This window comes from Janthinobacterium rivuli, from assembly GCF_009208735.1.
Lineage (GTDB): Bacteria > Pseudomonadota > Gammaproteobacteria > Burkholderiales > Burkholderiaceae_D > Janthinobacterium.
On sequence record NZ_WFLJ01000002.1, the window covers coordinates 170700 to 195491 of the forward strand.

18 protein-coding genes are annotated in these 24792 nt (G+C 66.3%); 11 read left to right on the forward strand and 7 right to left on the reverse strand.

Annotation, left to right across the window (positions count from 1 at the left end; translation table 11 throughout):
* Window positions 1–5: 5 nt before the first annotated feature.
* The 8 genes from GCN78_RS03340 (at window position 6) to GCN78_RS03375 (ending at window position 12190) form a co-directional block, all read left to right on the forward strand.
* Window positions 6–2039, forward strand: coding sequence for a TonB-dependent receptor (locus GCN78_RS03340; protein WP_152250412.1), 2034 nt, complete (start codon window positions 6–8; stop codon window positions 2037–2039).
* A gap of 103 nt (window positions 2040–2142) precedes the next feature.
* On the forward strand, window positions 2143–2877 hold the full coding sequence (locus GCN78_RS03345) for a 2OG-Fe dioxygenase family protein (RefSeq protein WP_152250413.1): 735 nt from the start codon (window positions 2143–2145) through the stop codon (window positions 2875–2877).
* A gap of 142 nt (window positions 2878–3019) precedes the next feature.
* A complete protein-coding gene (locus GCN78_RS03350) occupies window positions 3020–4381 on the forward strand; it encodes a hybrid sensor histidine kinase/response regulator (RefSeq protein WP_152250414.1) in 1362 nt (453 codons plus the stop codon).
* Window positions 4382–4641: 260 nt separating this feature from the next.
* Entirely contained in the window at window positions 4642–5370 is a 729-nt protein-coding gene (locus tag GCN78_RS03355) for a CerR family C-terminal domain-containing protein (protein ID WP_152250415.1), read from the forward strand.
* Window positions 5367–6779 (forward strand): efflux transporter outer membrane subunit, encoded by a 1413-nt coding sequence (locus tag GCN78_RS03360; RefSeq protein WP_226939437.1) that lies wholly within the window; start codon window positions 5367–5369, stop codon window positions 6777–6779. The genes GCN78_RS03355 and GCN78_RS03360 overlap by 4 nt, the downstream gene beginning before the upstream one ends.
* A gap of 13 nt (window positions 6780–6792) precedes the next feature.
* The gene (locus tag GCN78_RS03365) at window positions 6793–7965 is read left to right on the forward strand and encodes an efflux RND transporter periplasmic adaptor subunit (protein WP_152250416.1); all 1173 of its coding nucleotides are present in this window, start codon (window positions 6793–6795) and stop codon (window positions 7963–7965) included.
* A gap of 8 nt (window positions 7966–7973) precedes the next feature.
* Complete coding sequence (locus tag GCN78_RS03370) at window positions 7974–11090, forward strand: efflux RND transporter permease subunit (RefSeq protein WP_152250417.1); 3117 nt, start codon at window positions 7974–7976, stop codon at window positions 11088–11090.
* A gap of 131 nt (window positions 11091–11221) precedes the next feature.
* Complete coding sequence (locus GCN78_RS03375; RefSeq protein WP_152250418.1) at window positions 11222–12190, forward strand: hypothetical protein; 969 nt, start codon at window positions 11222–11224, stop codon at window positions 12188–12190.
* Between the two features lie 19 nt (window positions 12191–12209).
* On the opposite strand, the gene GCN78_RS03380 is transcribed toward GCN78_RS03375, so the two are convergent.
* The 6 genes from GCN78_RS03380 to GCN78_RS03405 all read right to left on the reverse strand — a co-directional run bounded on the left by GCN78_RS03380 (window position 12210) and on the right by GCN78_RS03405 (window position 20497).
* On the reverse strand, window positions 12210–12950 hold the full coding sequence (locus GCN78_RS03380) for a hypothetical protein (protein ID WP_152250419.1): 741 nt from the start codon (window positions 12948–12950) through the stop codon (window positions 12210–12212).
* A gap of 104 nt (window positions 12951–13054) precedes the next feature.
* A complete protein-coding gene (locus GCN78_RS03385; RefSeq protein ID WP_152250420.1) occupies window positions 13055–14449 on the reverse strand; it encodes an efflux transporter outer membrane subunit in 1395 nt (464 codons plus the stop codon).
* Window positions 14446–15618, reverse strand: coding sequence for an HlyD family secretion protein (locus GCN78_RS03390; protein ID WP_193316590.1), 1173 nt, complete (start codon window positions 15616–15618; stop codon window positions 14446–14448). The genes GCN78_RS03385 and GCN78_RS03390 overlap by 4 nt, the downstream gene beginning before the upstream one ends.
* Window positions 15605–17299 (reverse strand): MFS transporter, encoded by a 1695-nt coding sequence (locus GCN78_RS03395; protein ID WP_193316591.1) that lies wholly within the window; start codon window positions 17297–17299, stop codon window positions 15605–15607. The genes GCN78_RS03390 and GCN78_RS03395 overlap by 14 nt, the downstream gene beginning before the upstream one ends.
* Before the next feature lie 184 nt (window positions 17300–17483).
* Window positions 17484–19895, reverse strand: a complete 2412-nt coding sequence (locus tag GCN78_RS03400; protein ID WP_152250421.1) for a catalase — start codon at window positions 19893–19895, stop codon at window positions 17484–17486.
* 248 nt (window positions 19896–20143) lie between these two features.
* The gene (locus GCN78_RS03405) at window positions 20144–20497 is read right to left on the reverse strand and encodes an ElaB/YgaM/YqjD family protein (RefSeq protein ID WP_152250422.1); all 354 of its coding nucleotides are present in this window, start codon (window positions 20495–20497) and stop codon (window positions 20144–20146) included.
* 417 nt (window positions 20498–20914) lie between these two features.
* Here GCN78_RS03405 and GCN78_RS03410 point away from each other — a divergent pair, with 417 nt between their 5' ends.
* Complete coding sequence (locus tag GCN78_RS03410) at window positions 20915–22315, forward strand: aminotransferase-like domain-containing protein (protein ID WP_152250423.1); 1401 nt, start codon at window positions 20915–20917, stop codon at window positions 22313–22315.
* On the opposite strand, the gene GCN78_RS03415 is transcribed toward GCN78_RS03410, so the two are convergent.
* A complete protein-coding gene (locus tag GCN78_RS03415) occupies window positions 22312–22725 on the reverse strand; it encodes a DoxX family protein (RefSeq protein ID WP_226939439.1) in 414 nt (137 codons plus the stop codon). The genes GCN78_RS03410 and GCN78_RS03415 overlap by 4 nt on opposite strands.
* Window positions 22726–22900: 175 nt before the next feature.
* Between GCN78_RS03415 and GCN78_RS03420 the strand changes: the two genes are divergently transcribed.
* Window positions 22901–23881: an alpha/beta fold hydrolase gene (locus GCN78_RS03420; RefSeq protein WP_152250424.1), complete on the forward strand. Its 981-nt coding sequence runs from the start codon at window positions 22901–22903 to the stop codon at window positions 23879–23881.
* Between the two features lie 173 nt (window positions 23882–24054).
* Window positions 24055–24789 carry a sensor histidine kinase gene (locus GCN78_RS03425; protein ID WP_193316592.1) on the forward strand — a complete coding sequence of 245 codons (735 nt, stop codon included), beginning with the start codon at window positions 24055–24057 and terminating at the stop codon, window positions 24787–24789.
* The last annotated feature ends 3 nt before the right edge of the window (window positions 24790–24792 follow it).

Sequence of the window (24792 nt, forward strand, 5' to 3'; positions counted from 1 at the left end):
CACCCATGACGCCACGCTACCTTCTCCTCCTCCTCGCCGCCCTGTTTTCACCGGCCGCCCACGCCGACGACATCTTCCAGCGCGTGCTGGTCGACGGTTCGCGCCTGAACCAGCTGGGCGTGGCCGATTCAGCCAACGCGGGCAGCGTCACGCAACGGCAGCTCGACGCGCGCACCAGCTACCGGCCCGGCGAACTGCTCGAAGCCGTGCCGGGGCTGATCGTCAGCCAGCATAGCGGCGAGGGCAAGGCCAACCAGTTCTACCTGCGCGGCTTCAACCTCGATCACGGCACGGACTTGCGCAGCACCGTCGACGAGATGCCCGTCAACCAGCGCAGCCATGGCCACGGCCAGGGCTGGACGGACCTGAACTTCCTGATCCCCGAACTGGCCATGCGCCTCGATTACAAGAAGGGACCGTATTCGGCGGCGCAAGGCGATTTTTCCTCGGCCGGCGCGGCGTCCATCGTCTACGCGAACCGCCTGACGCAGGGCGTCGCCAGCGCCGGCATCGGGCAAAACGGCTTTCGCCGCGCCCTGCTGGCCGACTCCATCGATGCGGGCGACGGCAGCCTGCTGTACGCGCTCGAAGCGCAGCATAACGACGGCCCGTTCACGCAGCCGGACCGCTACCGCAAGCGCAATGGCGTGCTGCGCTACAGCGACGGCTATGCCAACAACGGCTACAACGTCACGGCCATGGCGTACGACGCCAGCTGGAACGCCACCGACCAGATTCCGCTGCGCGCCGTGCGGGACGGCACCTTGGGCCGCTTCGACGCCATCGATGCCAGCGATGGCGGCAAGGCCCAGCGCTACAGCCTGTCGGGCGCCTGGCGCCAGACGACGGACGACGTCTCCTCCAAGGTCAGCGCGTATGTGATCGCCAACCGCCTGGCCCTGTTCTCGAATTTCACGTATGCGCTGGACGACCCCGACAACGGCGACCAGTTCGCCCAGCCCGACCGGCGCGTGACGTCCGGCCTCGACGCCAGCCATACCTGGCACCGCCACACGGACAGGGGCAGCAGCGACACCACCATCGGCGTGCAGCTGCAGAACGACAATATCCACAATGGCCTGTACAACACGCACCAGCGGCAGATCGTGTCGACCACGCGGCAAGACCATATCGTCGAATCGAGCATCGGCGTGTATGGCGAAAACAGCACGCGCTGGTCGCGGTCGCTACGCACCGTGGCGGGACTGCGCGCGGACGCCTACCGCTTCGACGTGCGCAGCGACCGCGCAGCCAATGCGGGCACGGCCAGCGACCATTTGTTCAGCCCCAGCCTGAGCGTGATCGCCGGGCCGTGGCGCGACACGGAAGCGTATGTCAACATCGGCAATGGTTTTCACAGCAACGACGCGCGCGGCACGACGATCACGCTCGACCCGAAGACGGGCGAGGCGGCAGACAAGGTCACGCCCCTGGTGCGCTCGCGCGCCCTGGAACTGGGCTTGCGCAGCGCCGCCATCGCCGGCCTGCAAACGTCGCTGTCGCTGTACCGCCTGGACTTCGATTCCGAGCTGCTGTTCATCGGCGACGCGGGCGCCACCGAGGCGGGCCGCCCCAGCCGCCGCTATGGCATCGAATTTTCCAGCTACTACAAGGCCGCCAGCTGGCTGTCGCTGGACCTGGACCTGGCGTATGCGCGGGCGCGGTCGCGCGGCAGCGACCCGGCGGGCGACTTCATCCCCGGCGCCATCGAAGGCGTGGCCCAGCTGGCCATGACGGTGACGCCGGCGGGGCCCTGGTCGGGCTCCCTGCGCCTGCGCTACTTCGGCCCGCGCCCGCTGATCGAAGACAACAGCGTGCGCTCGGCGGCCAGCGTGGGCTTGAACGGACGCATCGCCTACCAGATCGACAAGACCTTGCGCGTGGAAGTCGAAGGCTACAACCTGGCCAACCGGCGCGACTCGGCCATCGACTACTACTATGCCTCGCGCCTGCCCGGCGAGGCGCAGCCCGTCGACGATATCCACTTCCATCCGGTGGAATCGCGCTCGCTGCGCCTGACCCTGGTAAAGAATTTTTAAGTAAACAAGAATAATTCTTATCGCACTGCACAGGAAACGCCGCGAAGTCGTAGAATGCCAGGCTGGATAAACTGAGACAGGCCGCGTTCCGGCCCGCACCGCCATGAGCACTTCCGCACCGATCTTTACCGACCCGTCCCACGTCAAGGACGCCTTGCGCGATGACGGCTATGCCGTCCTGCGCCCGCAGGACGTGGCCGCGCTGGCCGGCTGCCCGCTGACCGCGCTGCGCGCGCTGGAAGGTAGCTGGAACACGCTGGCGCTGGACAATTACCTGAAGGATGGCGGCCGCTATCGCCGCCGGCGCCACTCGTGCTTCGTGCAGGATGGCGAGCGCCTGACGCAGACGGCGCACCGTCCGCACTGGCAACCGGTCGAATACAACGCCCTGCACGGCGGCATGCACCGCCTGTTCGAGCCGGTCGAGCCGGCCATCGTCGCGCAGCCGGCCTGGCAGCAGCTGATCCGGGCGCTGGGCGACGTCTGCTCGCAGGTCAAGGGCCGCCAGCCGTGGTTCATCGAGGCGCACCAGTTCCGCATCGATACGACCGATGGCATTGGCCGCCCCACGCCGGAAGGCGCGCACCGCGACGGCGTCGATTTCGTCGCCGTGCTGCTGATCGGGCGTGAACAGGTCAAGGGCGGCGAGACGCGCATCTTCGAGGCGAACGGCCCCAATGGCAAGCGCTTTACCCTGACCGAGCCATGGTCGCTGCTGCTGCTCGACGATGCGTTTGTCATCCATGAATCGACGCCGATCCAGCCCATTGGTGAACATGGACACCGCGACACCCTCGTGCTCACCTATCGCGCAGGCCAGTTCCAGGGAGAGAATTGACAGGCGGCCACAGCATTCCCTGTGGCCAAAATAGTTACTTGGAAGTTACTTTTGCAGACCTAAATCCGATATAGTCATACGATGTCGATATTGCGCGCTCACGGCGCCCAGCATCACCACACTGAAATCCTAGGAGAGGTCTGTGGACTCCAACAACCAAATCAAGCCTGACGAAATCGAGATCCTGATCGTCGAGGACAGCCCGACCCAGGCGGAGCGCCTGCGCCGCCTGATCCAGTCGCTGCACTATAACGCACGCGTGGCGGCGAATGGCCAGCTGGCCCTGGCCGCCATCCGCGAGCGCAAGCCGCATCTGGTGCTGTCCGATATCGTCATGCCTGAAATGAATGGCTACGACCTGTGCCGCGCCATCAAGTCCGATCCGACCCTGCGCGACATCCCCGTGATCCTCGTCACCTCGCTCAACGACCCGAAGGACATCATCCGCGGCATCGAGTGCGGCGCCGACAATTTCATCCGCAAGCCCTACGCGGAAGACTACCTGCTCAACCGCATCAGCCACATGCTGATGAACCAGAAGCTGCGCAAGAACCAGAATGTGGAAATCGGCATCGCCCTGTACCTGGGCGACCAGAAGCATTTCATCAATGCGGAACGCCAGCAAATCCTCGATTTGCTCATTTCCACGTATGAACAGGCGGTGCAGGTCAACGGCGAACTGCAGGCGCGCGAGCGCCAGGTGATCGAGCTGAACATGCGCCTGGCGCACCATGCGGCCGAACTGGAAACCATCAACCGCGAAATCGCCCTGAAAAACCTGGAACTGGCCGAGGCGAGCCGCATGAAGTCCGCCTTCATCGCCAACATGTCGCATGAACTGCGCACACCGCTCAACGCCATCATCGGCTTCACGGGCGCGCTGCTGATGAAATTGCCAGGGCCGCTGACGTCGGACCAGGACAAGCAGCTGAACACCATCCGCGCCAGCGCGCGCCATCTGCTCTCGCTGATCAACGACATCCTCGACGTGGCCAAGATCGAGGCGGGCAAGCTGACCCTGTCGATCGAACCCGTGCACTGCCAGGATCTGATGGCCGAGGTGGCCGACACCCTGCGCCCGCTGGCCCAGCAAAAGGGCCTGGCGCTGGAAATGGCGCTGGGAGAAGCGGGCCAGCCGTCCGTCATCATCGACACGGACCGACGCGCGCTGACGCAAATCCTCATCAACCTGCTCAACAACGCCATCAAGTTCACGGAACAGGGCACGGTGCGCATCTGCCTGGCCCAGCGCGAGGAAGACGACGTGCTGGTGACGGAAATGAGCATCGCCGACAGCGGCGCCGGCATCAAGGAAGAAGACCAGGCCAAGCTGTTCCAGGCCTTCTCGCAGCTCGATTCCACCTCCACGCGCCACGTGGAAGGCGCGGGACTGGGCCTGTACCTGTGCCAGAACCTGGCCAACGCCATCGGCGGCGCCCTGTTCTTCAACAGCGACTACGGTTCCGGCAGCACGTTTACCTTGGCCCTGCGCAACAAGCCTTGATCCCGGTGCATCGCAACATAAAACATGGTTTTTTGCCATTTAAAACGGGCCGATACCGTAGTTCTACGGTATTGCACTGCACCATTTTCAGCGCTATAGTGGACCTGTCTCCTCCAATTCGTTCTCCGAACATTGGATTCAGCCCGCGCTAGTACGCGGGCTTTTTTTTGCCCGCGTTTTAGCGCATCTTCATCTTTCCTTAACTAAATCAACCGATTTAGTTATATCAATCGTTTGAGATATATGATTAAATCTCCGACATGATTGAAAAAAACATTTCCCATACCGTGCCCGCCGACGACGGGCGCAAACCCCGTTCCGATGGCGAACAGTCGCGCGAGCGGCTGCTGCACAGTGCCATCCGCCTGTTTGCCGAGCAGGGCTACGCCAAGACGTCCACGCGCGAACTGGCGCAGGCGGCCGGAACCAACGCGGCGGCCATCAGCTACTATTTTGGCGACAAGGCGGGCCTGTACCGCGCCGCCTTCTCCCATCAACTATCGAATCCACAAGACAATATCGCCCTGTACGAGCAACCCCATTTCACCCTGCGCCAAAGTCTGGAAGGCTTTTATGCGCAATTGCTCGCCCCCATGCAGCAGGGAGAAATCGCGCGCGACTGCATGCGCCTGTGGTGCCGCGAGATGCTCGAACCGACGGGCCTGTGGGCGCGCGAGGTTGACCAGAACATCCGTGCCGAACACGAGGCGCTCACGCGCGTGCTGGCACGCCACCTGGGCGCCCCCGACGACAGCGACGACATGCACCGCCTGGCCTTTTCCATCGCCTCGCTGGCCCTGCAGCACATGGTCGGCGCCGAGGTGCTGCACACCTTGCGCCCGCAACTGATGGAAACGCCGCACGCCATCGATACCTGGCTGGCGCGCATGACCGACTACGCGCTGGCCATGGCCGACGTGGAGCGCCGGCGCCTGGCCCTTCCTCCCTCTCCCCCCACCGCTCAACGACAAGCAGAAGGACCAGCATGACGACTATTCAATGCACCGTTCAACGCGTCCTGGCCGCCAGCATCGTGCTGGCGCTGGGCGGTTGCGCCCTGCAGGGGCCGCCCGCAACGGTGGCCGCCGGCACGCCCGCGCAGTGGCAGGCGCCGCTGCCGCATAACGGCAAGCTGACGGACCTGTCCAGCTGGTGGCAGGGCCAGGGCGACAGCCTGCTGGTGGAACTGATCACCGATGCGCAACAGGTCAGCCCGACCATCGCCGCCGCCGGCACGCGCATCGCGCAGGCGCGCGCCGACAGCATCGGCAGCGGCGCCGCACTGGCGCCCAAGCTCGACGCGACGGGCAGCGTGGTGCGCACCAGCCAGCAATCGGCCCAGCCCAGCGGCACCACCTCGCAGGCCGCGCTGCAGGCGTCGTGGGAAATCGACGTCTTCGGCGCCAACCGCGCCACGCGCGATGCGGCGCAGGAGCGCTACGACAGCGCCCGCGCGCTCTGGCATGAGGCCCGCGTCTCGGTCGCCGCCGAAGTGGCGAACCAGTACTACGCCTTGCGCACCTGCCAGCAATTGCAGGCCGTGTCCGAGCAGGACGCCGTCTCGCGCCGCGACTCGGCACGCCTGACGGAACTGAGCGCCGGCGCCGGCTTCCAGCCGCCCGCCAACGCCGCCCTGGCCCGCGCCAGCGCCGCCGACGGCGCCAGCCGCGCCATCGAACAACGGGCCGCCTGCGACGTGAATGTCAAGGCGCTGGTGGCCCTGTCGGCCATGCCGGAAGCGTCGCTGCGCCAGAAGCTGGCGGCCAGCCCGGCGGTCCTGCCCTCGCCCGTGGCGATTGCGCAGCTGCCGGCGCAAACCCTGGGCCAGCGTCCCGACATCTACAGTGCCGAACGCGAAGTGGCGGCGGCCAGCTTCGAAGTGCGTGGCGCGCAGGCGCAGCGCTATCCCCGCCTGAGCCTGGCCGGCTCCATCGGCAAGGGCAATATCCGCGCTGGCGGCAGCAGCATCACGGCCAGCACCTGGAGCATCGGCCCGCTGGCCGTCAGCCTGCCCATCTTCGACGGCGGCACCCGCCGCGCCCAGGTCGATGCGGCCACCGCGCGCTACGACGAGGCGGTGGTGAAATACCGCGCCGGCGTGCGACAGGCCGTGCGCGAAGTGGAAGAGGCGCTGGTCAACCTGGCCAGCACGGACGAGCGCAGCAGCCATGCCAAAACGGCCCTGGAAGGCTACCGCGTGTCGTTTGTCGCCACCGAGGACCGCTACAAGAATGGCCTGGCCAGCCTGATCGAACTGGAAGACGCGCGCCGCACGCGCCTGGCCGCCGAAAACACGGTGGTCAACCTCGAGCGCGAACGCAGCGCCGCCTGGGTGGCGCTGTACCGCGCCGCCGGCGGCGGCTGGAACAGCAACACCATCGCCAACAACGCACCTTGACGGATACGACAACATGAAAAAACAGACCTTGAAACCGATGGCGCTCGCCCTTGCCGCCCTGTGTGTGCTGCTGGGCGCCGGCGTTACCCTGTACTCCCCGTCCTCCACCGCGGCCGACGACGCCAAAGATAAAAAAGCGGCGCAAAAACCGGCCCTCACCGTCACCACGGCCAAGCCGCAAACGGCCAGCCTGCCCATCAAGCTGAAGGCCAACGGCAACGTGGCCGCCTGGCAGGAAGCCGTCATCGGCAGCGAATCGAACGGCTTGCGTCTGACGGACGTACGCGTGAACGTCGGTGACGTCGTGCGCGCCGGCCAGGTGCTGGCCGTGTTCTCGAACGACACGGTGAACGCGGACGTGGCGCAGGCCAAGGCCGCCGTCCTGGAAGCGGAAGCGAATGCGGCGGAAGCGGCGGCCAACGCGCAGCGCGCCCGCTCGCTGCAAAGCACGGGCGCCATCAGCGCCCAGCAGATCAGCCAATACCTGACGGCCGAACAGACGGCCAACGCGCGCATCGCGTCCGCCAAGGCGCAGCTGGCGTCGCAGCAGCTGCGCCTGAAGTACACGCAGGTGGTGGCGCCCGACAGCGGCATCATCTCTTCGCGCTCGGCCACCGTCGGTTCCGTCGTGGGCGCCGGCACGGAGCTGTTCCGCATGATCCGCCAGGGCCGCCTCGAATGGCGCGCCGAAGTGACGGCCACCGAGCTGCTGAACCTGAAACCGGGCACCCTGGCGCAGGTCAAGGCGGCCAACGGCAGCGTCTTGATGGGCAAGGTGCGCATGATCGCTCCCACGGTCGACCCGCAGACCCGTTCGGCCCTCGTCTACGTGGACCTGCCTGCCAGCAGCGGCAACAACGCGCCGTTCAAGGCCGGCATGTACGCCAGCGGCGAATTCGAACTGGGCACTTCGGGCGCGCTGACGGTGCCGCAGCAGGCGATCGCCGTGCGCGATGGCTTCAGCTATGTCTTCCGCCTGAATGCCGACCAGCGCGTCAGCCAGATCAAGGTGCAGGCCGGACGGCGCCTGAGCGACCGCATCGAGATCATCGACGGCATCACGGCCGACACGACGATCGTCGTCAGCGGCGCCGGCTTCCTCAATGACGGCGACCTGGTACGCAATGTGGTCACTCCGGTGGCAGCCAAGCCCGTCGCGCCGGTCGCCGTGACAGCGAAAAAGTAAGGAAACCCATGAATTTTTCCTCCCTCTCGATCAAGAATCCGATCCCGGCCATCATGCTGTTCGCGCTCTTGACCCTGGCCGGCCTGCTGGCCTACAAGGCCAATCCGGTGCAGGATTTCCCCGACATCGAACTGCCCATCGTCACCGTCAGCGCGGTGCTGCCCGGCGCCGCGCCGGCGCAACTGGAAACGGAAGTGGCGCGCAAGATCGAAGACTCCGTCGCCACCCTGCAAGGCGTGAAGAACATCTACACCAAGGTGCTCGATGGCGTCGTCACGGTGACCGTTGAATTCATCCTGGAAAAGCAGATCGCCGAAGCCGTCAACGATGTGCGCGACGCCGTCGCGCGGGTCAAGGCGGACATGCCGGCCGAGCTGCGCGACCCCACCGTCACCAAGGCGTCCACCGCAGGCAGGGTGGTGCTGACCTTTATCGCCACGGCAAAACCCGGTGTCGACAATCCGCTCGACGCGCCCGACCTGTCCTGGTTCGTCGACAACACGGTGGCCAAGCGCCTCCTGACCGTGCCCGGCGTGGGCGCCGTCACCCGCGTGGGCGGCGTCTACCGCGAGATCCAGGTGGAACTCGACGAGGCGCGCATGGCGGCTTTGAAAGTGTCGGCCCTCGACGTCTCGCGCCAGCTGCGCCTGGTGCAGCGCGAAGCGCCTGGCGGGCGGGGCGACGTCAGCGGCGCCGAGCAGTCGGTGCGCACCATCGCCACCGTCAAGACGGCCGATGAACTGTCGCGCGTGGAAGTGCCGCTGCCGGATGGACGCCATGTCCGCCTGGACCAGGTGGCCACCGTGCGCGATACCATCGCCGAACCGCGCGCGCTGGCCGAGCAGGATGGCAGGACCGTCGTCGCCTTCGAGGTGTTCCGCACCAAGGGCGCCAGCGAAGTGGCCGTCGCCAGGGGCGCACGCGCCGCCATCGCCGAGCTGCAGAAGGACAACCCGAATGTCGTGCTGCAGCAGTCGATCGACAATGCCTTCCCCGTCGAGGAAAACTTCGAGGGCTCGATGGAGCTGCTGTACGAAGGCGCGCTGCTGGCCGTGCTGGTGGTGTGGTGGTTCCTGCGCGACTGGCGCGCCACCCTGGTGGCCGCCGCCGCCCTGCCCCTGTCCGTGATGCCGGCGTTCCTCGGCATCTACTGGTTCGGCTACACGCTCAACACCGTCACCCTGCTGTCGCTGGCCCTGGTCGTCGGCGTGCTGGTCGACGACGCCATCGTGGAAATCGAAAACATCGAGCGCCATCTGCGCATGGGCAAGTCGCCCATGGAAGCGGCCATGGAAGCGGCCGACGAAATCGGCATGGCGGTGATCGCCACCACCTTCGCGCTGGTGGCCGTGTTCCTGCCGACGGCCTTCATGAGCGGCATTCCCGGCCTGTTCTTCAAGCAGTTCGGCTGGACGGCCGTGCTGGCCGTGCTGGCCTCGCTGGTGGTGGCGCGCCTGCTCACGCCGATGATGGCGGCCTACATCCTGAAACCGCTGCCGCACAAGGAAGAACAGGATGGCTGGCTGATGACGCGCTATCTGCGCGTCATGCGCTGGTGCCTGAACCACCGCGGCATCACGGCCATCGCCGCGGCCCTGTTCTTTGTCGGCGCCATCGCCCTCGTGCCGCTGCTGCCGACCGGTTTCGTGCCGGCTGCCGACCGCGCGCAGACGCAGATCAACCTGGAACTGCCGCCCGGCTCCACCCTGGCCGAAACGCAGGCCGTGGCGGCCCTGGCGCGCGACGCGGCCATGCGCACAGAAGGCATCAAGGGCGTCTTCAGTTCGATAGGCGGCGGCTCCAGCGGCGACGCCTTCGCCCCCGGCGCGGCGGCCGAGGCGCGCCGCGCCGTGCTGACCCTGACCACCGTGCACCGCACCCAGCGCAAGGAGTCGATGGCGGACCTGGAAACGCAGCTGCGCCACAAGCTCGATACGATCCCCGGCGCCCGCTTCACGGTGGGTCCGCCCGACACCGGCGTGAAGATGCAGCTGGTGCTGCGTTCGGAAGACCCGGTGGCGCTGATGGCCGCGGCGCAAAAGGTCGAGCGCGAGCTGCGCGGCCTGAAAGGCATCGGCAACGTCAATTCCAGCGCCTCGCTGGTGCGCCCGGAAATCATCGTGCGCCCCGATTTCGCCAAGGCGGCCGACCTGGGCGTGACGGCGGCAGCCATCGGCGAGACGGTGCGCGTGGCCACGGCCGGCGACTACGACACGGACCTGACGAAAATGAACCTGCCGGAACGCCAGGTGCCGATCCGCGTCAAGCTGCCCGACAGCGTGCGCGCCGACCTGGCCGCCATCGAGCGCCTGACGGTGCCCGGCAAGAATGGCCCCGTGCGCCTGGCGAACGTGGCCAGCGTGACGATGGAAAGCGGCCCGGCGCAGATCGACCGCTTGAACCGCAGCCGCAACGTGACCCTCGACGTGGAACTCGGTTCGCGCACCCTCGGCGAATTGAACGAGGAAGCGCGCGCGCTGCCGTCGATGAAGAATTTGCCGCCGTCGGTGAAGATCGCCGAACTGGGCGACGCGCAGGAGATGGCCTCGTTGTTCGCCAGCTTCGGCCTGGCCATGCTGATCGGCGTGCTGTGCATCTACTGCGTGCTGGTGCTGCTGTTCAAGGACTTCATGCAACCGGTGACCATCCTGGCGGCGCTGCCGCTGTCGATCGGCGGCGCCTTCGTGGCGCTCCTGATCACGGGCAGCGCCCTGTCGATGCCGTCGATGATCGGCCTGATCATGCTGATGGGGATCGTCACCAAGAACTCGATCCTGCTGGTCGACTATGCGATCCTGGCGCGCCAGGCCGGCATGAACCGCTTCGATGCCCTGGTCGACGCCTGCCACAAGCGCAGTCGCCCCATCCTGATGACGACGATCGCCATGGGCGCCGGCATGATGCCGCTGGCGCTGGGCTGGGGCGCCGACCCCAGCTTCCGTTCGCCGATGGCCATTACCGTCATCGGCGGCCTGATCACCTCGACTTTATTGAGCCTGCTGGTGGTGCCGGCCGTATTCACCTACATCGACGACCTGGAGCACCTGCTCAAGCGCGGCATGGCGAAACTGCGCCGCCAGAAGGCGCCGCTGCGGCGCGATGACAAGGTGGCGCTGGAAAAATAAGCGCTGCCACTATCTGCAAAATCGCCCCCTGCGGGCAAGGAAGCGAAGGACCGGCCGCCAGGCCGCGCTCCCTCGCTTCCATCTATCTGGCATACTGCGCCCATTCTCCATGAACGCAATCCGCCCTGCCTATGAATTACCGCACCCCGCTCGCCCTGTTAATGGTATCCGCACTGCTCGGCGCCTGCTCCGACAAGACCGCCCCCGCCAGCGCCAGCGCAGCAGCTGACGTGGCAGCCGAGGTCCCTGCCGCCGCCGACACGGCATCGACCGAACACGTGCCGCCGCCGGCCGCCACCGCGCCCAGGACGGAAGCGATGAGCACGCCGCAGGCGCGTGAACGCGAAGCGGGCATGATGCGCGCCGTCTTCGGCAAGGACTACCGCAGCGACAGCGACGATGCGCTGGCCGACCTGTCCGATCCGGATAACCACGTCGACAAACTCAGTTACGTGGTCAGCGCCATCAGCCACAAGCTGCTGCCCGATGGCCGTGCCATCCTCGTGGCGAATGCGGAAACGGCGAACACGGAAGGCACGGCCGAATCGGCGCATGCCTCGCCGGGGCTGTTGAACGTCTTTTTTCTCGCGCCCAAAGGCCAGCCGGAAGACGGCCAATGGCAAGTCGTGAAACGCCTGGAAAACATCGCCGCCCTCGGTTCCTCGGGGCAACTCGGCGAAGTGCACTGGGTCATGCTGGGTGCGGACAAGCCGGGACTGGCGATACGCCATGGCTACACGGGCCAGGGTTACACCATCACGCAACTGGCCCTGTTTGAAATCGGCGATGGCAAGGTGACCGCGCTCGATGGCGGCATCGACCTGTATTCGGACAATATGGGCGCCTGCGGGCCTGACACGGACGAGTGCTGGATGGTCGACGGCAAGTGGCGCTTCGCTCCCGCGCGCAATGGCGGCGCCTACGACGACCTGCTGATCGATTTCAAGGGCGCCTCCGAGAAGATCAAACCGGGCGTCACGGTCAAGCCGGACGAAGACCCGCCGCGCATCGCCACGCCCTTGAACGGCCACGCGCGCTATGGCTTCGATGGCAAGGGGTACAAGCTGGTCGAGGGCAAGAATACGGTGCCTGGCGTCTGAGCCAGGCACCGGCAACAAATCAGCGGCGCGCCGCCTCCAGGCGCGCCAGCAATGGCGCATACATGGCACGTGTATGGCTGCTCCAGCGGGCCATGGCGTTGTCGATATCGAGCAGCAGGCGTTCCGACAGCACCTTGTCACCCTGCTGCAGGGCCCAGATCGCGCACTCGGCGCGGCACTCGAAGCTGTTGTAGCGCGTCAGCGCATCGTCGAATTCCGCCTTCGCGTCCGTCTGTCGCCCGCTTTGCGCCAGCGCGCGCGCCGTCAGCAAGGACACCATCTCGGGACGGAAATGGATGTCGCTGCGGCGGATGAATTCCAGGTGCGTCAAGGCCTCCGCGCCGCGCGCGCATTCCAGATAGGCGCGCGCCGCGCCCAGGCGAATTTCCAGGTCCGATGAAAACGCTCCCTGCAGGCAGGCTTCATAGGTCGATGCCGCTTCCCGCGCATCGCCCGCCTCCAGCTGCGCGCTGGCCAGGCGCATCTGGTTTTGCGCCGTCGGCGTGTACTCGAAGGCGGCTTTCGCCTCGCGCAATTCGCGGTTCGGATCGAGCACCTGCACGGCCACCGACGCGACCTTGCGCGCGCCTTGCGGCAGGCGCGAATTGGGCAGGTAGATGGCGAAGAAATACACCACGCTGCCCAACAGCGGGAACATGAATAAAATGAGCAGCCAGTACAACTGCTGCCCGTTGCGCACCACGTGAATTGCAAAAAATACCGCGATCAGGATGTGGATGCCTATACCAAAAATCGTCATGCTGCGACCTCGTTCGTGACGGGAGCGGCTGGCACCATGCCGCCGCTTTCCCAGTGCGGAATAGTACACCGGCCGCGGTAACCGGCCACGCCGTGCACGTGCGCCTAAGGCGTCTGGGGCGACCAGCCGCCGCCCATGGCGCGGTACAGGTCGACCGAAGCGACGAGGATGCGCGTCTTCAGCTGCAGCAGCCCCACGTCGGCGCTGTACAGGGTGCGCTGGGCATCGAGTTCTTCCAGGTACGAGGCGTAGCCATTGCGGTAGCGGTTGTGCGCGATGCGCAGGGTATCAAACGCGGTGGCGCGGCGCGCGTCGTTTTCCACGGCTTGCTGCCGCAGCCGGTAGATGGCGCCCAGGCTGTTTTCCGTTTCAGCGAAGGCGTTGCGCACCACGTTTTCATACGCGTACACGAGCTGGTCGCGCTGCGCGCCGGCCGCATCCGTCTGCGCCTGTACGCGGCCACCATCGAACAGGGGACCGGCCGCCAGCGCCGTCAGGCGCCACAGGGCGGTCGGCGCATGCAGGAAATCGGTGAGGGTCGTCGCCTGCCCGCCGCCGACGGCCGTCAGCTTGAACGAGGGCAGCAGCTGATCGCGCGTGGCGGCCAGGCTGGCGTTGGCGGCCGCCAGGTTGTGTTCCGCGCGCGCGATGTCGGGCCGCCGGCGCAGCAATTCGGAAGGCAGGCCGGCCGGCACGTCAGGCGCCGCCAGGTCGGCCAGGGGCAAGCCGCGGGCGATGGGGCCGGGATTGCCGCCGACGAGGATGGCCAGCGCGTTTTCCTGTTCAAAAATCTGCCGCTGCAGCTGCGGCACCTGCTCGGCCGCCGCATGGTATTCCGATTGCGCCTGCAGCCATTCCAGGCGCGAACTGTAACCCACCTCGAACTGCTTGCGCGCCAGCTCGCGCGACTGTTCGCGCAGTTGCAGCGTCGATTGCGTCAGCGCCAGCTGCGCGTCGAGTCCCCGCAGATTCAGGTAACTCGTCGCCACGCTGGCGGCGATCGACAGGGCCGCCGCATCGAGGCTGGCCTGCTCGGCGCGGTAGCTCTCGGCGGCCGCGTCGCTCAGACTGGCCAGCCGGCCCCACACGTCGATTTCGTAACTGGCCTGCAGTTCCGCCTGGAAGACATTCGTCACATACGGCTTGCCGCTGGAAGCGAGGGTGCGCGTGCGCGTCGGCGAGCCGTCGAACGCCAGGTTCGGCGCCAGGTTCGCGTCGGCCTGCGCCAGGCGCGCGCGGTATTCCTGCACCCGGGCGCGCGCCACGCGCAAGTCGCCATTGCGCGCCAGCGCCTCGCCCACCAGGTCGCTCAAGACCGGATCGCCGAACGCTTGCCACCACAGCTGCTCGACATGGGCGCCCGTCGCCGCTGGTGCGCCGATGGCTTGCGCGCGCCAGCCGGACGGCAGTTGCAAGGCCGATGGCGGCTGCAAGGGCGCCTTGGCGGCGCAGCCGGCCAGCGCCAGCGCGCCGGCCATCAGCAGAGCATGGCGCTTCATGGCTTGGCCTTCTTCGGCGGTGGCGGCGGCGCCGGATTGTCCGCCGAGTCGTTCAGCACGGCCGACGTGTCGACGCTGACCACCACCGACATGCCCGGCACGAGGCGGCGCGCATTCGCCTGTCCTGGATCGATGCGGATGCGCACGGGAATGCGCTGGGCGATTTTGAGGTAGTTGCCCGTCGCATTATCGGCCGGCAGCACGGAAAACTCGGAACCGGTGGCCGGCGAGATGCGCTCCACCTGGCCCGTCAGCACGGCGCCATCGAGGGCGTCGACGTGGAAGGTGGCGCTCTGCCCTTCCTGCACGCCGTTCATCTGCGTTTCCTTGAAATTGGCGATCACCCACATCTGGCGCGGCACCAGCGCCATCAGCTGCGCGCCCGAATTCACGTACGCGCCCTGGCGCACCGTCACCTGGCCCAATTGCCCATCGGATGGCGCCACGATGCGCGTGTTATCGAGGTCGATCTTCGCCGCCTTGACGGCCGCCTGCGCGTTGGCCACGGCCGCTTCCAGTGCCTGCTTGTTGACCACCACGCTATGCACGCTTTGCTGCGCGATGTCGAGATTGGCGCGCGCTTGCGCCAGCGCCGCCGCCATCTGCGCCTGCGAGGCGCGCGACTGGTCGTGTTCGCGCTGCGACAGGGAACCGTCGGCCACCAGCTGCTCCACGCGATTGAGGTCGGCGCTGGCCTTGCGCGCCTGCGCTTCCGCGTTGGCCAACGCTGCTTCGCTGACGGAAATGCCCGCCTGCGCGCTGGCCTTCTGCTGCGCCCAGTTCGACAGAGCCGCCTGCTGCGCGGCCAGCTGGGCCTGCGCCTGCTCGTAGCGCTGCTGGTAGATGCGGTCGTCGATGCGCACCAGCAGCTGCCCCTCCTTGACGTCCATGAAGTCCTGCACCGTCACTTCCACCACGTAGCCCGACAGCTGCGTGCCGATGATCGTCACCTGCCCGCGCACGGTGGCGTTTTCCGTCGTCACGATGGGACTGGTGAACGGCGGCAAACGCCACGCATACAGCACGATCAGCACGCCCACCAGGGCGACGGCGGCAAAGGCCAGCGCGGACAGCCACTGATGGCGCCGGTCCGGCTGCGCCGTGGAAGGGGCGGCGGGTGCGGCTGCTGGCGCCGTCGATGCTGGTGGCGGGATGTTATTTTCTGTCATTGCTCGGTTCCGAATTGGTAATGGGGACGATGGCCATGGCCGTCTGCGCATCGCGCACGGGGCCGACCAGGCGACGCGCGCCGGTGGTGATGCGGGTCCAGGACTGGCTGACCAGCATCCAGATCAGGGTGGCGATGGCGACGCCGGCGATCATCAAGAAGACGTCGTTATAGGCCAGCACATTGGCTTCGCGCGTGGCGATGGCGCCCAGGCGCGCCACGCCCTGGGTGCTGCGCAGGGCGGGGTCCGTCAGCACGCCGCCATAGGCCGACGCGCCCGACTGCACGCGCGCGGCCACCTGCGGGTCGAGCATGGTCAGGTGCTCGACCAGGTAGCTGGAATGGTATTTTTCGCGCGCCGTCTGGATGGTGCCGACGATGGCCGACCCGAGCAAGCCGCCCAGGTTCTGCGTCATGGTAAACATCACGGAAAAACTCACCAGGTTGCGCGGTTCGGCGATGACGGCGCCCATGCCGGCCACCATCGTGGGGCCGAGGAAATACGTGCCGCCAAAGGCCAGCAGGAACTGGCTGACATACATGTTGACGGGGCGCGTCTGGCTGGTGGCGTGCGCGTCGATCAGGGCGCCGGCCGCGATCAGCAGCAGCGCGAACATCAGCGAGCGGTGCAGGGTCGCCGGATTGATCGTCAGCGCGCTGACCACCAGGCCCGCCACGCTGCCCAGCAACACCACGATGAACAGGTTCTGCATCTGGTCCGTGTTCAGGCCCAGCGCCTGCAGGAAACCCACCGCCCCCGTCGATTCGGACAGCACGATGCGAAACAGCAGCACCGATAAAAACAGCTTGGCGATCTTGCCCGTGGTGAGCCAGCGCGTATTGAGCAGCGGGCGGGCGCGGTTATGCTCGATGGCCAGCGAGGCGGCGATCAGCACGATGGAGCCTGCCAGACAAACGCCCACCCACTCGGACTCCATCCACCACGCCGTGCGCCCCTGCGCCAGCACGGCGCACAGCAGGGCCACGCCGGGCGCGAACAGGATGAAGGTGAGGAAGTCGAGCGGCTCGAACGTCTGCACGCGGTCGCCGGGCGGCAGTTTCAGGGCCAGCACGCAGCCGAGCGCCAGCAGGGCCAGTCCCAGCTCGAACAGGTAAAGACCGTGCCATTCGCCGATCTGCAGCAGTTCGGAAGTAAAGATGCGCGCCAGGGGCAGCGCCAGCTGGGCAAAGCCCAGGCCCAGCACCACGCCTTTCAGGCGGTGCCGCGCGGGAAACGCCTGCAAGGTGTAGTACAGGCCCAGCACGCCCAGCGCGCCGCCCACCATGCCATGCGCGGCGCGCACGGCGATCGCCGACGGCAAGGTATTCGCATACAGATGGGCAAAGGTGACGAGCGCGTACAGCACCAGGAACGCTTCCGTAAACAGGCGCAGGCCGAACTGCTGGCGGAATTTCACCAGCAGCAGATTCATCGAGACGATGGTCATCACGTAGGCGGCCGGCAGCCATTGCATCTGGTAGGCATAGGCGGCCAGCGAACCTTGCAGGTTCAGCAGATTGGCCGTCACCAGGCCGTTGCCCAGTCCTCCCGTCAGCGCGACGATCAGGCCGACGATGAAATACGCGACACGCTTGGGCGTCGAATGTTCGGGCATCGATGGCGACCCGGGCAAGGTCGGGCGTTCGCCCGGCCCCCAGGTGCGAGGTGTGTACTTGTCCATGCGGTAATCGCGATCCGGTTTGCTGAAGCCGTTCCTTGCCGCTATCGAAATAGTTGCAAATGAACAGTTCTAGTCAGCAGCATATCACCGCAGGACGTTTTTATTGTTTACATTGTTGCATGGCGTTGCGCGTGCCGCGCAAACCGGGTAAGCAACGGGACCGGTCCGTTGCTGATGCAAGCAATCACACCCTCGGCGGGTCCGTTTCGCGCGCAAACGCCCGGTGCGCGGCCAGCGCCTTCTTGAACGCGGCCACGGCTTTCACCACGTCGCCGGAAGGCGCGACGATGATCGCCGGGTCGGGTTTGCCATCGGGCAGTGACGCCGGTATGCCCGCCTTGTCCAGCAAACCCTTGCCCGCGCCGACGGCCAGCATCGGCTTGCAGTGGCGGTATTGCAGGCGCAGGAAGTCGAGCGCATTGGCGTCGCTGCCCAGCTGCTGCACGGCGCCCTGGCCTTCCGGCACCACGACGGCGTCGAACAGCACGGCCGGTCCCGCCTCGAGCGAGATTTCCACGTCGAGCGGCGCGCCGCCGCTGGTGTCGACTTTCCCCAGGTGGCTGCCCACCAGGCGCGGCACGGCGCCATCGGCCAGCAGCGAGGCATAGATGCTGCGCACCTGCGCGCCATCGCTGCCCGGTCCCACCAGGATGGCTACGCGCAGCGTATGGATGCCCGTCTTGCCGGGACGGAAAAAGAGCGACAGGGCCGGCGATGGCGGATATATGGGGATCGGCAGCATGGAAGCGCGCGGCATGACGGGCGGCAGGGCCAGGCCCAGGCCATCGGCCAGGCGCTGCGCCAGGGTCTCGTCGACGTTGCGCAGCATGGCGACGATGCGCTGGCGGATGGCCACCGTCTGCACCTTGCTCAGCTCGAAGCGGAACGCATGCACGATATGGTCTTGCTCGACCGGCGTCTGGCTGATCCAGAACAGGCGCGCCTGGCCGAAATGCTCGGCGAATTTTTCGGGCTTGCCGCGCACCTTGTCGCCTTCGGCGGATGCGGGAAAACTGTTGAAACCCTTCGCGCCCGCCTGGAATGGACAGCCGCCCGCCAGCGAATTGGGCTCGTACGCGACCCGGCCCCGGTTGATGGCCTGGCGATGGATGCCGTCGCGCTGGTTGTTGTGCACGGGCGCCAGCGGGGAGTTGATGGGGATTTCATGGAAGTTGGCGCCGCCCAGCCGCGTGAGTTGCGTGTCCACATACGAGTGGATACGGCCCTGCAGCAGCGGATCGTTGGAAAAATCGATACCGGGCACGATGTGCGCCGTGCAAAAGGCCACCTGCTCCGTCTCGGCGAAGAAATTGTCGGGATTGCGGTTCAAGACCATTTTGCCGACGGGGACCAGCGGCACCAGTTCTTCGGGAATCAGTTTGGTGGGATCGAGCACGTCGAAGGGGAAGGCTTCCGCCTGCGCTTCCGTGAACACCTGGAAGGACAGCTCGTATTCGGGATATTCGCCGCACTCGATGGCTTCCCACAGGTCGCGCCGGTGGAAATCGGAATCGGCGCCGCTGATCTTGACGGCTTCGTCCCACACGAGCGAATGCGTGCCGGCCATCGGCGACCAGTGGAATTTGCAGAACACGGACTGGCCCTTGGCATTGACCAGGCGGAAGGTATGCACGCCAAAGCCCTGCATCATGCGGAAACTGCGCGGGATGGCGCGGTCGGACATGGCCCACATCAGCATGTGCGTGATTTCCGGCGACAGCGAGGCGAAGTCCCAGAAGGTGTCATGCGCGCTGGCCGCCTGCGGCATGCCATTGTGCGGCTCGGGCTTGACGGCGTGCACCAGGTCAGGGAACTTCATCGCATCCTGAATGAAGAAGACGGGGATGTTGTTGCCGACCAGGTCCCAGTTGCCCTCGTCCGTATAAAACTTCACGGCGAAGCCGCGCACGTCGCGCGCCGTATCGGTGGAACCGCGCTCGCCGGCTACCGTGGAAAAGCGCACGAAGACGGGCGTGCGCTTGCCCGCCTTGGCGAACAGTTTGGCGCGCGTCAGCTTGCCTTGCTCCTTGTAGCATTCGAAGTAGCCGTGGGCGGCCGAACCGCGCGCATGCACGACGCGCTCGGGGATGCGTTCATGGTCGAAATGCGTGAGCTTTTCACGCAGGATAAAATCTTCCATCAGGGTGGGGCCGCGCAAGCCCGCCTTCAGCGAATTCTGGTTGTCGCCCACGGGCACGCCCTGGTTGGTTGTCAGCACGCAGCCGCTGTCGTCGCTACGGGCGCCATCCAGCGAGGCGTTGCGGGCATTCTCGCCCAGTGCGGGCTGGCCATCGCCCGTCTTCGGAGAAGCTAGCGTTTCGCCCGTGGTGCTGGCCGTGGCCAGCGGGTCGCCCGTTGCCACATGCACGCCTTCGGCCGGCGTGCGCGCCGCCTCGCCATACTGGCCCTCCTCCTTGGGATTGGCTGCCATGGCGGCCGACAGCTGCTGGCCGGCGGCCGTCTTTTGCAGCAGCGCGCGGGCCACGTCATTGTCCGCGCCCAGGCTGTGCGGCGCGTTGCCGTCGGATGGGCCGGACATGCTGCTCAAGACGGAACCCGCACCGTCGGTGGACGGCGTTTTCTTGTTGGTAGCCATTACGTCTCCTGTGAGTAGTTTGCCCCGGGAGAACGCCACAACTTCCTCATTCAGCGCACAAACAGGGCAATCAAAACAATGATGGGAATAGGTATGCCGATCAACCACAACAAAATGGAGCGCATCTTCACTCTCCTTTACTGCCTGCTACTAGCTACTACCTTGTGCGCGTGGGCGCTGTTCCGCACCGCCATGACGGCGTAGGGAACAGCGCCCACGACAAATACCGGCCAGGAAGGCGTCAAACTTTATTTACGCGAGCCCAGCAATTTCGACAGGCCATACCCGGCCGCTGCCGCGATCAGCAAGGACATGGCCGGGCGCTCGCGCACATAATCGCGGCCCGTTTCGCCGGCGCGCTGGCAGGCGGCGCCCAATTGCTTGCCGCGCGCCCTCAGGGTTTCGGAGGCTTTGCTGACGGTGTCGCTGACCTGCTCGATGCGGTCGCCCACCTGGTCCACGCCGTCGTGGGCGCGCGTGGCCACCTTGTCGGCCAGGGGCTGGGCCTGGCTTGCCACCTTGTCGATGGTGCGGTGCAAATCCTGGCGGGCATCCTGGGCGGTGCCGTTCATCTCGGAGCTGGTTTTTTCAATCGCGTTCATGATGGTTTCCTTTAACAGTGAATAATTTCAACCATGCTCGATGCCGTGACCGAATCATGATTCTCCTCGCTTCAGGGGAAAAGAAGCGGCTAAACGCTGCCGGGCTGAGCCATATCAAACAGTGGATCAGCAGCAAGCTGTTAGCACCACCTTAACCGCGCCTGCCTCGCGCCACCGTGCGTTGCCACACCTTGAGGCGCAGACTTAAATTCCTGTTGGAAATAGCAATCGCCGCCGGCCTGGCGAGCACTATCCTGGCCGCATGACGCCATGTCGGCCAAGATAGGATGCTGGGGAAGCAACGAGGAGGCGTGCGTGAAGCTCAGCTGAAGACAAAGCCGGCCCCGCATAAATGTATGGATTCCAACAGGAATTTTATGCATAATGTCGGCAACAATATCCATACATTAAGACCACATGTCCGAGCCAAAATCCATGCAAGATGCAAGCCAGGCCAACGCCTGGCTCACGCCGTTCGTGCAGCACGGCGGACCGCGCTATCTGCAGATCGCCGACATGCTCGAGCGCGCGATGTCCGACGGCAGCCTGCGCCCCGGCGACCGCCTGCCGCCGCAGCGCCGGCTCGCCGCGCTGTTCCAGATCGACCTGACGACGGTGACACGCGCCTATGACGAGGCCAAGCGCCGCAACCTGCTGGAGGGACAGGGCGCGCGCGGCACCTATGTGGCGGCGCCGAAAGTCGAATTGACGCAAATGCTGGACCTGAGCATGAACATCCCGCCGCCGCCCGTGGGCGTGGATTTCGACGATCTGCTGAAACAGGGACTGGCGCAGGTGCTGCTGCGCACGGACAGCGATTTATTGATGAGCTATCACCTGGGTGGCGGCGGCAAAGCGGACCGCACGGCCGGCGCCGCCTGGCTGGCGCCCATGTTCGGCGATGTCGACGCGGAGCACGTCGTGGCCTGTCCCGGCGCGCAGGCGGCGCTGGCGGCGCTGATACTGACCCTCAGCCGTCCCGGCGACACCATCCTGACGGAAGCGGCCGTGTATCCTGGCTTGCGCACGGCGGCGGGCCAGCTGAACCGCAAGGCCGTCGCCGTGGAAGCGGACGCCGACGGCATGCTGCCCGAAGCGCTGGAAAAGGCCGGCCGCAAGCACCACGCGCGCCTCGTGTACTTGAACCCCACCCTGCAAAACCCCACGGCGCACACCATGCCGGCCGCGCGCCGCCTGGCCATCACGCAGGTGGCGCAGCGCTGCGGCATGCACATCATCGAGGATGACCCGTACTGGCTGCTGGCCTCCGACGCGCCGCCCCCGCTGGCGCACTACGCGCCGGACCACGTGTCGCATATCGCCACCCTGTCGAAATGCCTCGCGCCCGGCCTGCGCATGGCCTACACCCTGATCGCCGACGCGCAGCTGCGCGAGCGCTTCCTGCATGCCCTGCGCTCGTTTTCCCTGATGGCCACACCCGTGACGATGGCGCTGACGACGCAGTGGATACACGACGGCTCCGCGCACGCACTGCTGGCCGGCATACGCAGCGAGGCCGATGCGCGCCAGGACGTCATCCGCACCATCCTGACGGGCACCAGCCACCCGCGCAGCGACGGCATCCACGTATGGTTTTCGCTGCCCAGCTACTGGACCTCGCGCGAACTGGCCGCCACCGCCCGCGCCCAGGGCGTGGCCGTCACGGCTTCCGACGCCTTCTACGACAGCCGTCCGCCAAACGCCATCCGCATCTCTCTGGGCAGCATCCGCGACCGCGCGCGGCTGGTCAACGCATTGAAGAAATTATCGCTGCTGCTGGCGCACAAGCCGGCCGTGCCGCGCGAATGCGTGATCTAGCCGCGCAGCCGCGCGTCGAGCGAGTAGCGTCCCGCGCCGCCGATGGCGATGGTGCCGAAGACGATGATCAGCAGCCAGCCGAACTGGCCGTCGGCGATGCTCCAGTCAGGGTGCACGAGCAGCATCGACACGCCCAGCAGGAACAGCAGGGGCAGGCAGGCCAGGCGCGTCAGCAAGCCGGCGGCGATCAGCAGCGGGCAGAGGATTTCCGCGAACAGGGCGCAATACAGGGTGACGGCGCGGCCCAGGTGCAGCGGGTCGTCGATGTGCGCCAGTTCCTGGGAAAAGTGCAGCAGCTTGGGCAAGCCGTGCACGTGCAGCACCAGCAGCGCGCCCGCCACGCGCGCAAACAGCAAGCCGGCATCGGGTAAGAAGGGGCCGGCCAGCGCCGCCATCCAGTTTTTCTTCATGTTCGCTCCATTGAAAAGCCAGGCGGCACGGCGCACCGCTGCCGGCCATCATAGGCAAGCGCCCGCCCGGGCGCGACTGGTCTTTTGGCAGAGGCGCCCGCGCGCGCGAAGGCCTAGACTCAGTGATGCCCAGCCTTGCCTGGCCTCCCTCCCCCATCCCCGAAGGAAATGCATCATGTCGAAGAAAATCGAAGCCGAAGAAGTCAACTCCCGCCGCAAGCTGCTCGTCAGCGTCGCCGGTGTGGCCGCCGGTGCGGGCCTGCTGGCCGCCGGTGGCGCCAGCGCCGCCGCCAAGCCTGCCGCTGCCGCAGCCGCCGCGCCGGGCAAGCTCACCGTCAACAGCATCACCGTCAAGGATGGCACCGTCATCCATTTCAAGGACTGGGGCACGGGCACGCCCGTCGTCTTCAGCCACGGCTGGCCCCTGCAGGGCGACGCCTGGGAAGACCAGATGATGTTCCTGGCCAGCCACGGTTACCGCGTCATCGCGCACGACCGCCGCGGCCACGGCTTGTCCAGCCAGCCTTGGCAGGGCAATGACATGGATACTTACGCCGACGACCTGGCCACCCTGCTCGACGCGCTCGACATCAAGGGCGCGACCCTGGTCGGCCATTCGACGGGCGGCGGCGAAGTGGCGCGCTACATCGGCCGCCATGGCGAAAAGCGCGTGGCCAAGGCCGTGCTGGTGGGCGCCGTGCCGCCGCAGATGGTCAAGTCGGAGACCAATCCGGGCGGCTTGCCGATGTCCGTCTTCGACGGCATCCGCGCCGGCGTGCTGGCCGACCGCTCGCAATTCTTCAAGGACCTGACGGTGCCGTTCTTCGGCGCCAACCGTCCCGGCAACAAGGTATCGCAAGGCATGCGCGACACCTTCTGGCTGCAGGGCATGCAGTGCGGCATCAAGAACGCCTACGATTGCATCAAGCAGTTTTCCGAGACGGACTTCACGGCCGACCTGAAGAAGATCTCCGTGCCGACCCTGGTGGTGCACGGCGGCGACGACCAGATCGTGCCTATCGACGCGTCCGGCAAGGCGGCGGCAAAGCTCATCAAGAACGCCAAGCTGGTCATCTATGAAGGCGCGCCGCACGGCTTGCCGGCCACCCACAAGGACCGCCTGAACGAAGACTTGCTGGCCTTTATCAAGTCCTGATCCGCTCTTCGCTTCCCGCACCGCCGGCCCGCCCGGCGGTGTTTCCCGCCACAGCCTTGCAAAAAAACCGTCCGCCTCCCCCATTCGTATAAGTGCCCTGGCGACGATGCCATGCATACTTGTTGCAATGCGGCATCCGCCGCGACAGCGACAGGAGCACGGCGATGGCCAGCATGCATTATTTCCCTCAGCAACTAGACCCCGGCCTGGCGCAGGCGCAGTGCATGAGCGGCATGGGCGGCATGGGCGAATTTGCCGCGTCGGTCGCGCACGAGGTGCGCCAGCCGCTGGCCGCCATCGCGCTCAATGCCGATGCCGCCTTGCGCTGGCTCGACCACGACCCGCCCCGCCTCGACGAGGCGCGCGCGGCGCTGGCCCTGGTCGCCAGCGCCGGCAGCCATGCCAGCGCCGTGCTGCGCAGCGTGCATGGCCTGGCCTGCAACGTGCCGGGCAGCCACGATCATTTTGTCGCCGACGACGCCGTGCAGGAGTTGCTGCCGCTGTTGCGCGCGCCACTGCAACGCCACGCCATCCACCTGGAAACGCAGCTGGCGCCGGGCCGCCCGCTGCTGCAGGCCGACCCGGCACAATTCCGGCAAGTCATCCTGAACCTGCTGATGAACGCCATCGAGGCCCTGCAGGGTACCAGCGACCGGCCGCGCACGGTGCTGCTGTCTTCGCGCGTGGACGGGGGCGTGCAGCATTTCAGCGTCGCCGACAATGGCGCCGGCATCGCGCCGCAGGCGGCCGAGCGCCTCTACCACGCCCTGTATTCCAGCAAGCCGGACGGCATGGGCATGGGCCTGGCGATCTGCCGCCGCATCCTCGACGCGCACGGCGGCCGCCTGTGGCATGCGCCCGGCGCGCCGCACGGCACAGTCTTCCACTTCACCCTGCCAGCACGATGAATA

Bases quoted from the DNA above. Each gene is read 5' to 3' on its own strand.
- GCN78_RS03370 (WP_152250417.1), top strand. From the start codon at position 7,974: ATGAATTTTTCCTCCCTCTCGATCAAGAATCCGATCCCGGCCATCATG.
- GCN78_RS03410 (WP_152250423.1), top strand. From the start codon at position 20,915: ATGTCCGAGCCAAAATCCATGCAAGATGCAAGCCAGGCCAACGCCTGG.
- GCN78_RS03345 (WP_152250413.1), top strand. From the start codon at position 2,143: ATGAGCACTTCCGCACCGATCTTTACCGACCCGTCCCACGTCAAGGAC.
- GCN78_RS03365 (WP_152250416.1), top strand. From the start codon at position 6,793: ATGAAAAAACAGACCTTGAAACCGATGGCGCTCGCCCTTGCCGCCCTG.
- GCN78_RS03395 (WP_193316591.1), bottom strand. From the start codon at position 17,299: ATGGACAAGTACACACCTCGCACCTGGGGGCCGGGCGAACGCCCGACC.
- GCN78_RS03390 (WP_193316590.1), bottom strand. From the start codon at position 15,618: ATGACAGAAAATAACATCCCGCCACCAGCATCGACGGCGCCAGCAGCC.
- GCN78_RS03405 (WP_152250422.1), bottom strand. From the start codon at position 20,497: ATGAACGCGATTGAAAAAACCAGCTCCGAGATGAACGGCACCGCCCAG.
- GCN78_RS03360 (WP_226939437.1), top strand. From the start codon at position 5,367: ATGACGACTATTCAATGCACCGTTCAACGCGTCCTGGCCGCCAGCATC.
- GCN78_RS03400 (WP_152250421.1), bottom strand. From the start codon at position 19,895: ATGGCTACCAACAAGAAAACGCCGTCCACCGACGGTGCGGGTTCCGTC.
- GCN78_RS03425 (WP_193316592.1), top strand. From the start codon at position 24,055: ATGCATTATTTCCCTCAGCAACTAGACCCCGGCCTGGCGCAGGCGCAG.
- GCN78_RS03355 (WP_152250415.1), top strand. From the start codon at position 4,642: ATGATTGAAAAAAACATTTCCCATACCGTGCCCGCCGACGACGGGCGC.
- GCN78_RS03415 (WP_226939439.1), bottom strand. From the start codon at position 22,725: ATGAAGAAAAACTGGATGGCGGCGCTGGCCGGCCCCTTCTTACCCGAT.
- GCN78_RS03380 (WP_152250419.1), bottom strand. From the start codon at position 12,950: ATGACGATTTTTGGTATAGGCATCCACATCCTGATCGCGGTATTTTTT.
- GCN78_RS03385 (WP_152250420.1), bottom strand. From the start codon at position 14,449: ATGAAGCGCCATGCTCTGCTGATGGCCGGCGCGCTGGCGCTGGCCGGC.
- GCN78_RS03420 (WP_152250424.1), top strand. From the start codon at position 22,901: ATGTCGAAGAAAATCGAAGCCGAAGAAGTCAACTCCCGCCGCAAGCTG.
- GCN78_RS03340 (WP_152250412.1), top strand. From the start codon at position 6: ATGACGCCACGCTACCTTCTCCTCCTCCTCGCCGCCCTGTTTTCACCG.
- GCN78_RS03375 (WP_152250418.1), top strand. From the start codon at position 11,222: ATGAATTACCGCACCCCGCTCGCCCTGTTAATGGTATCCGCACTGCTC.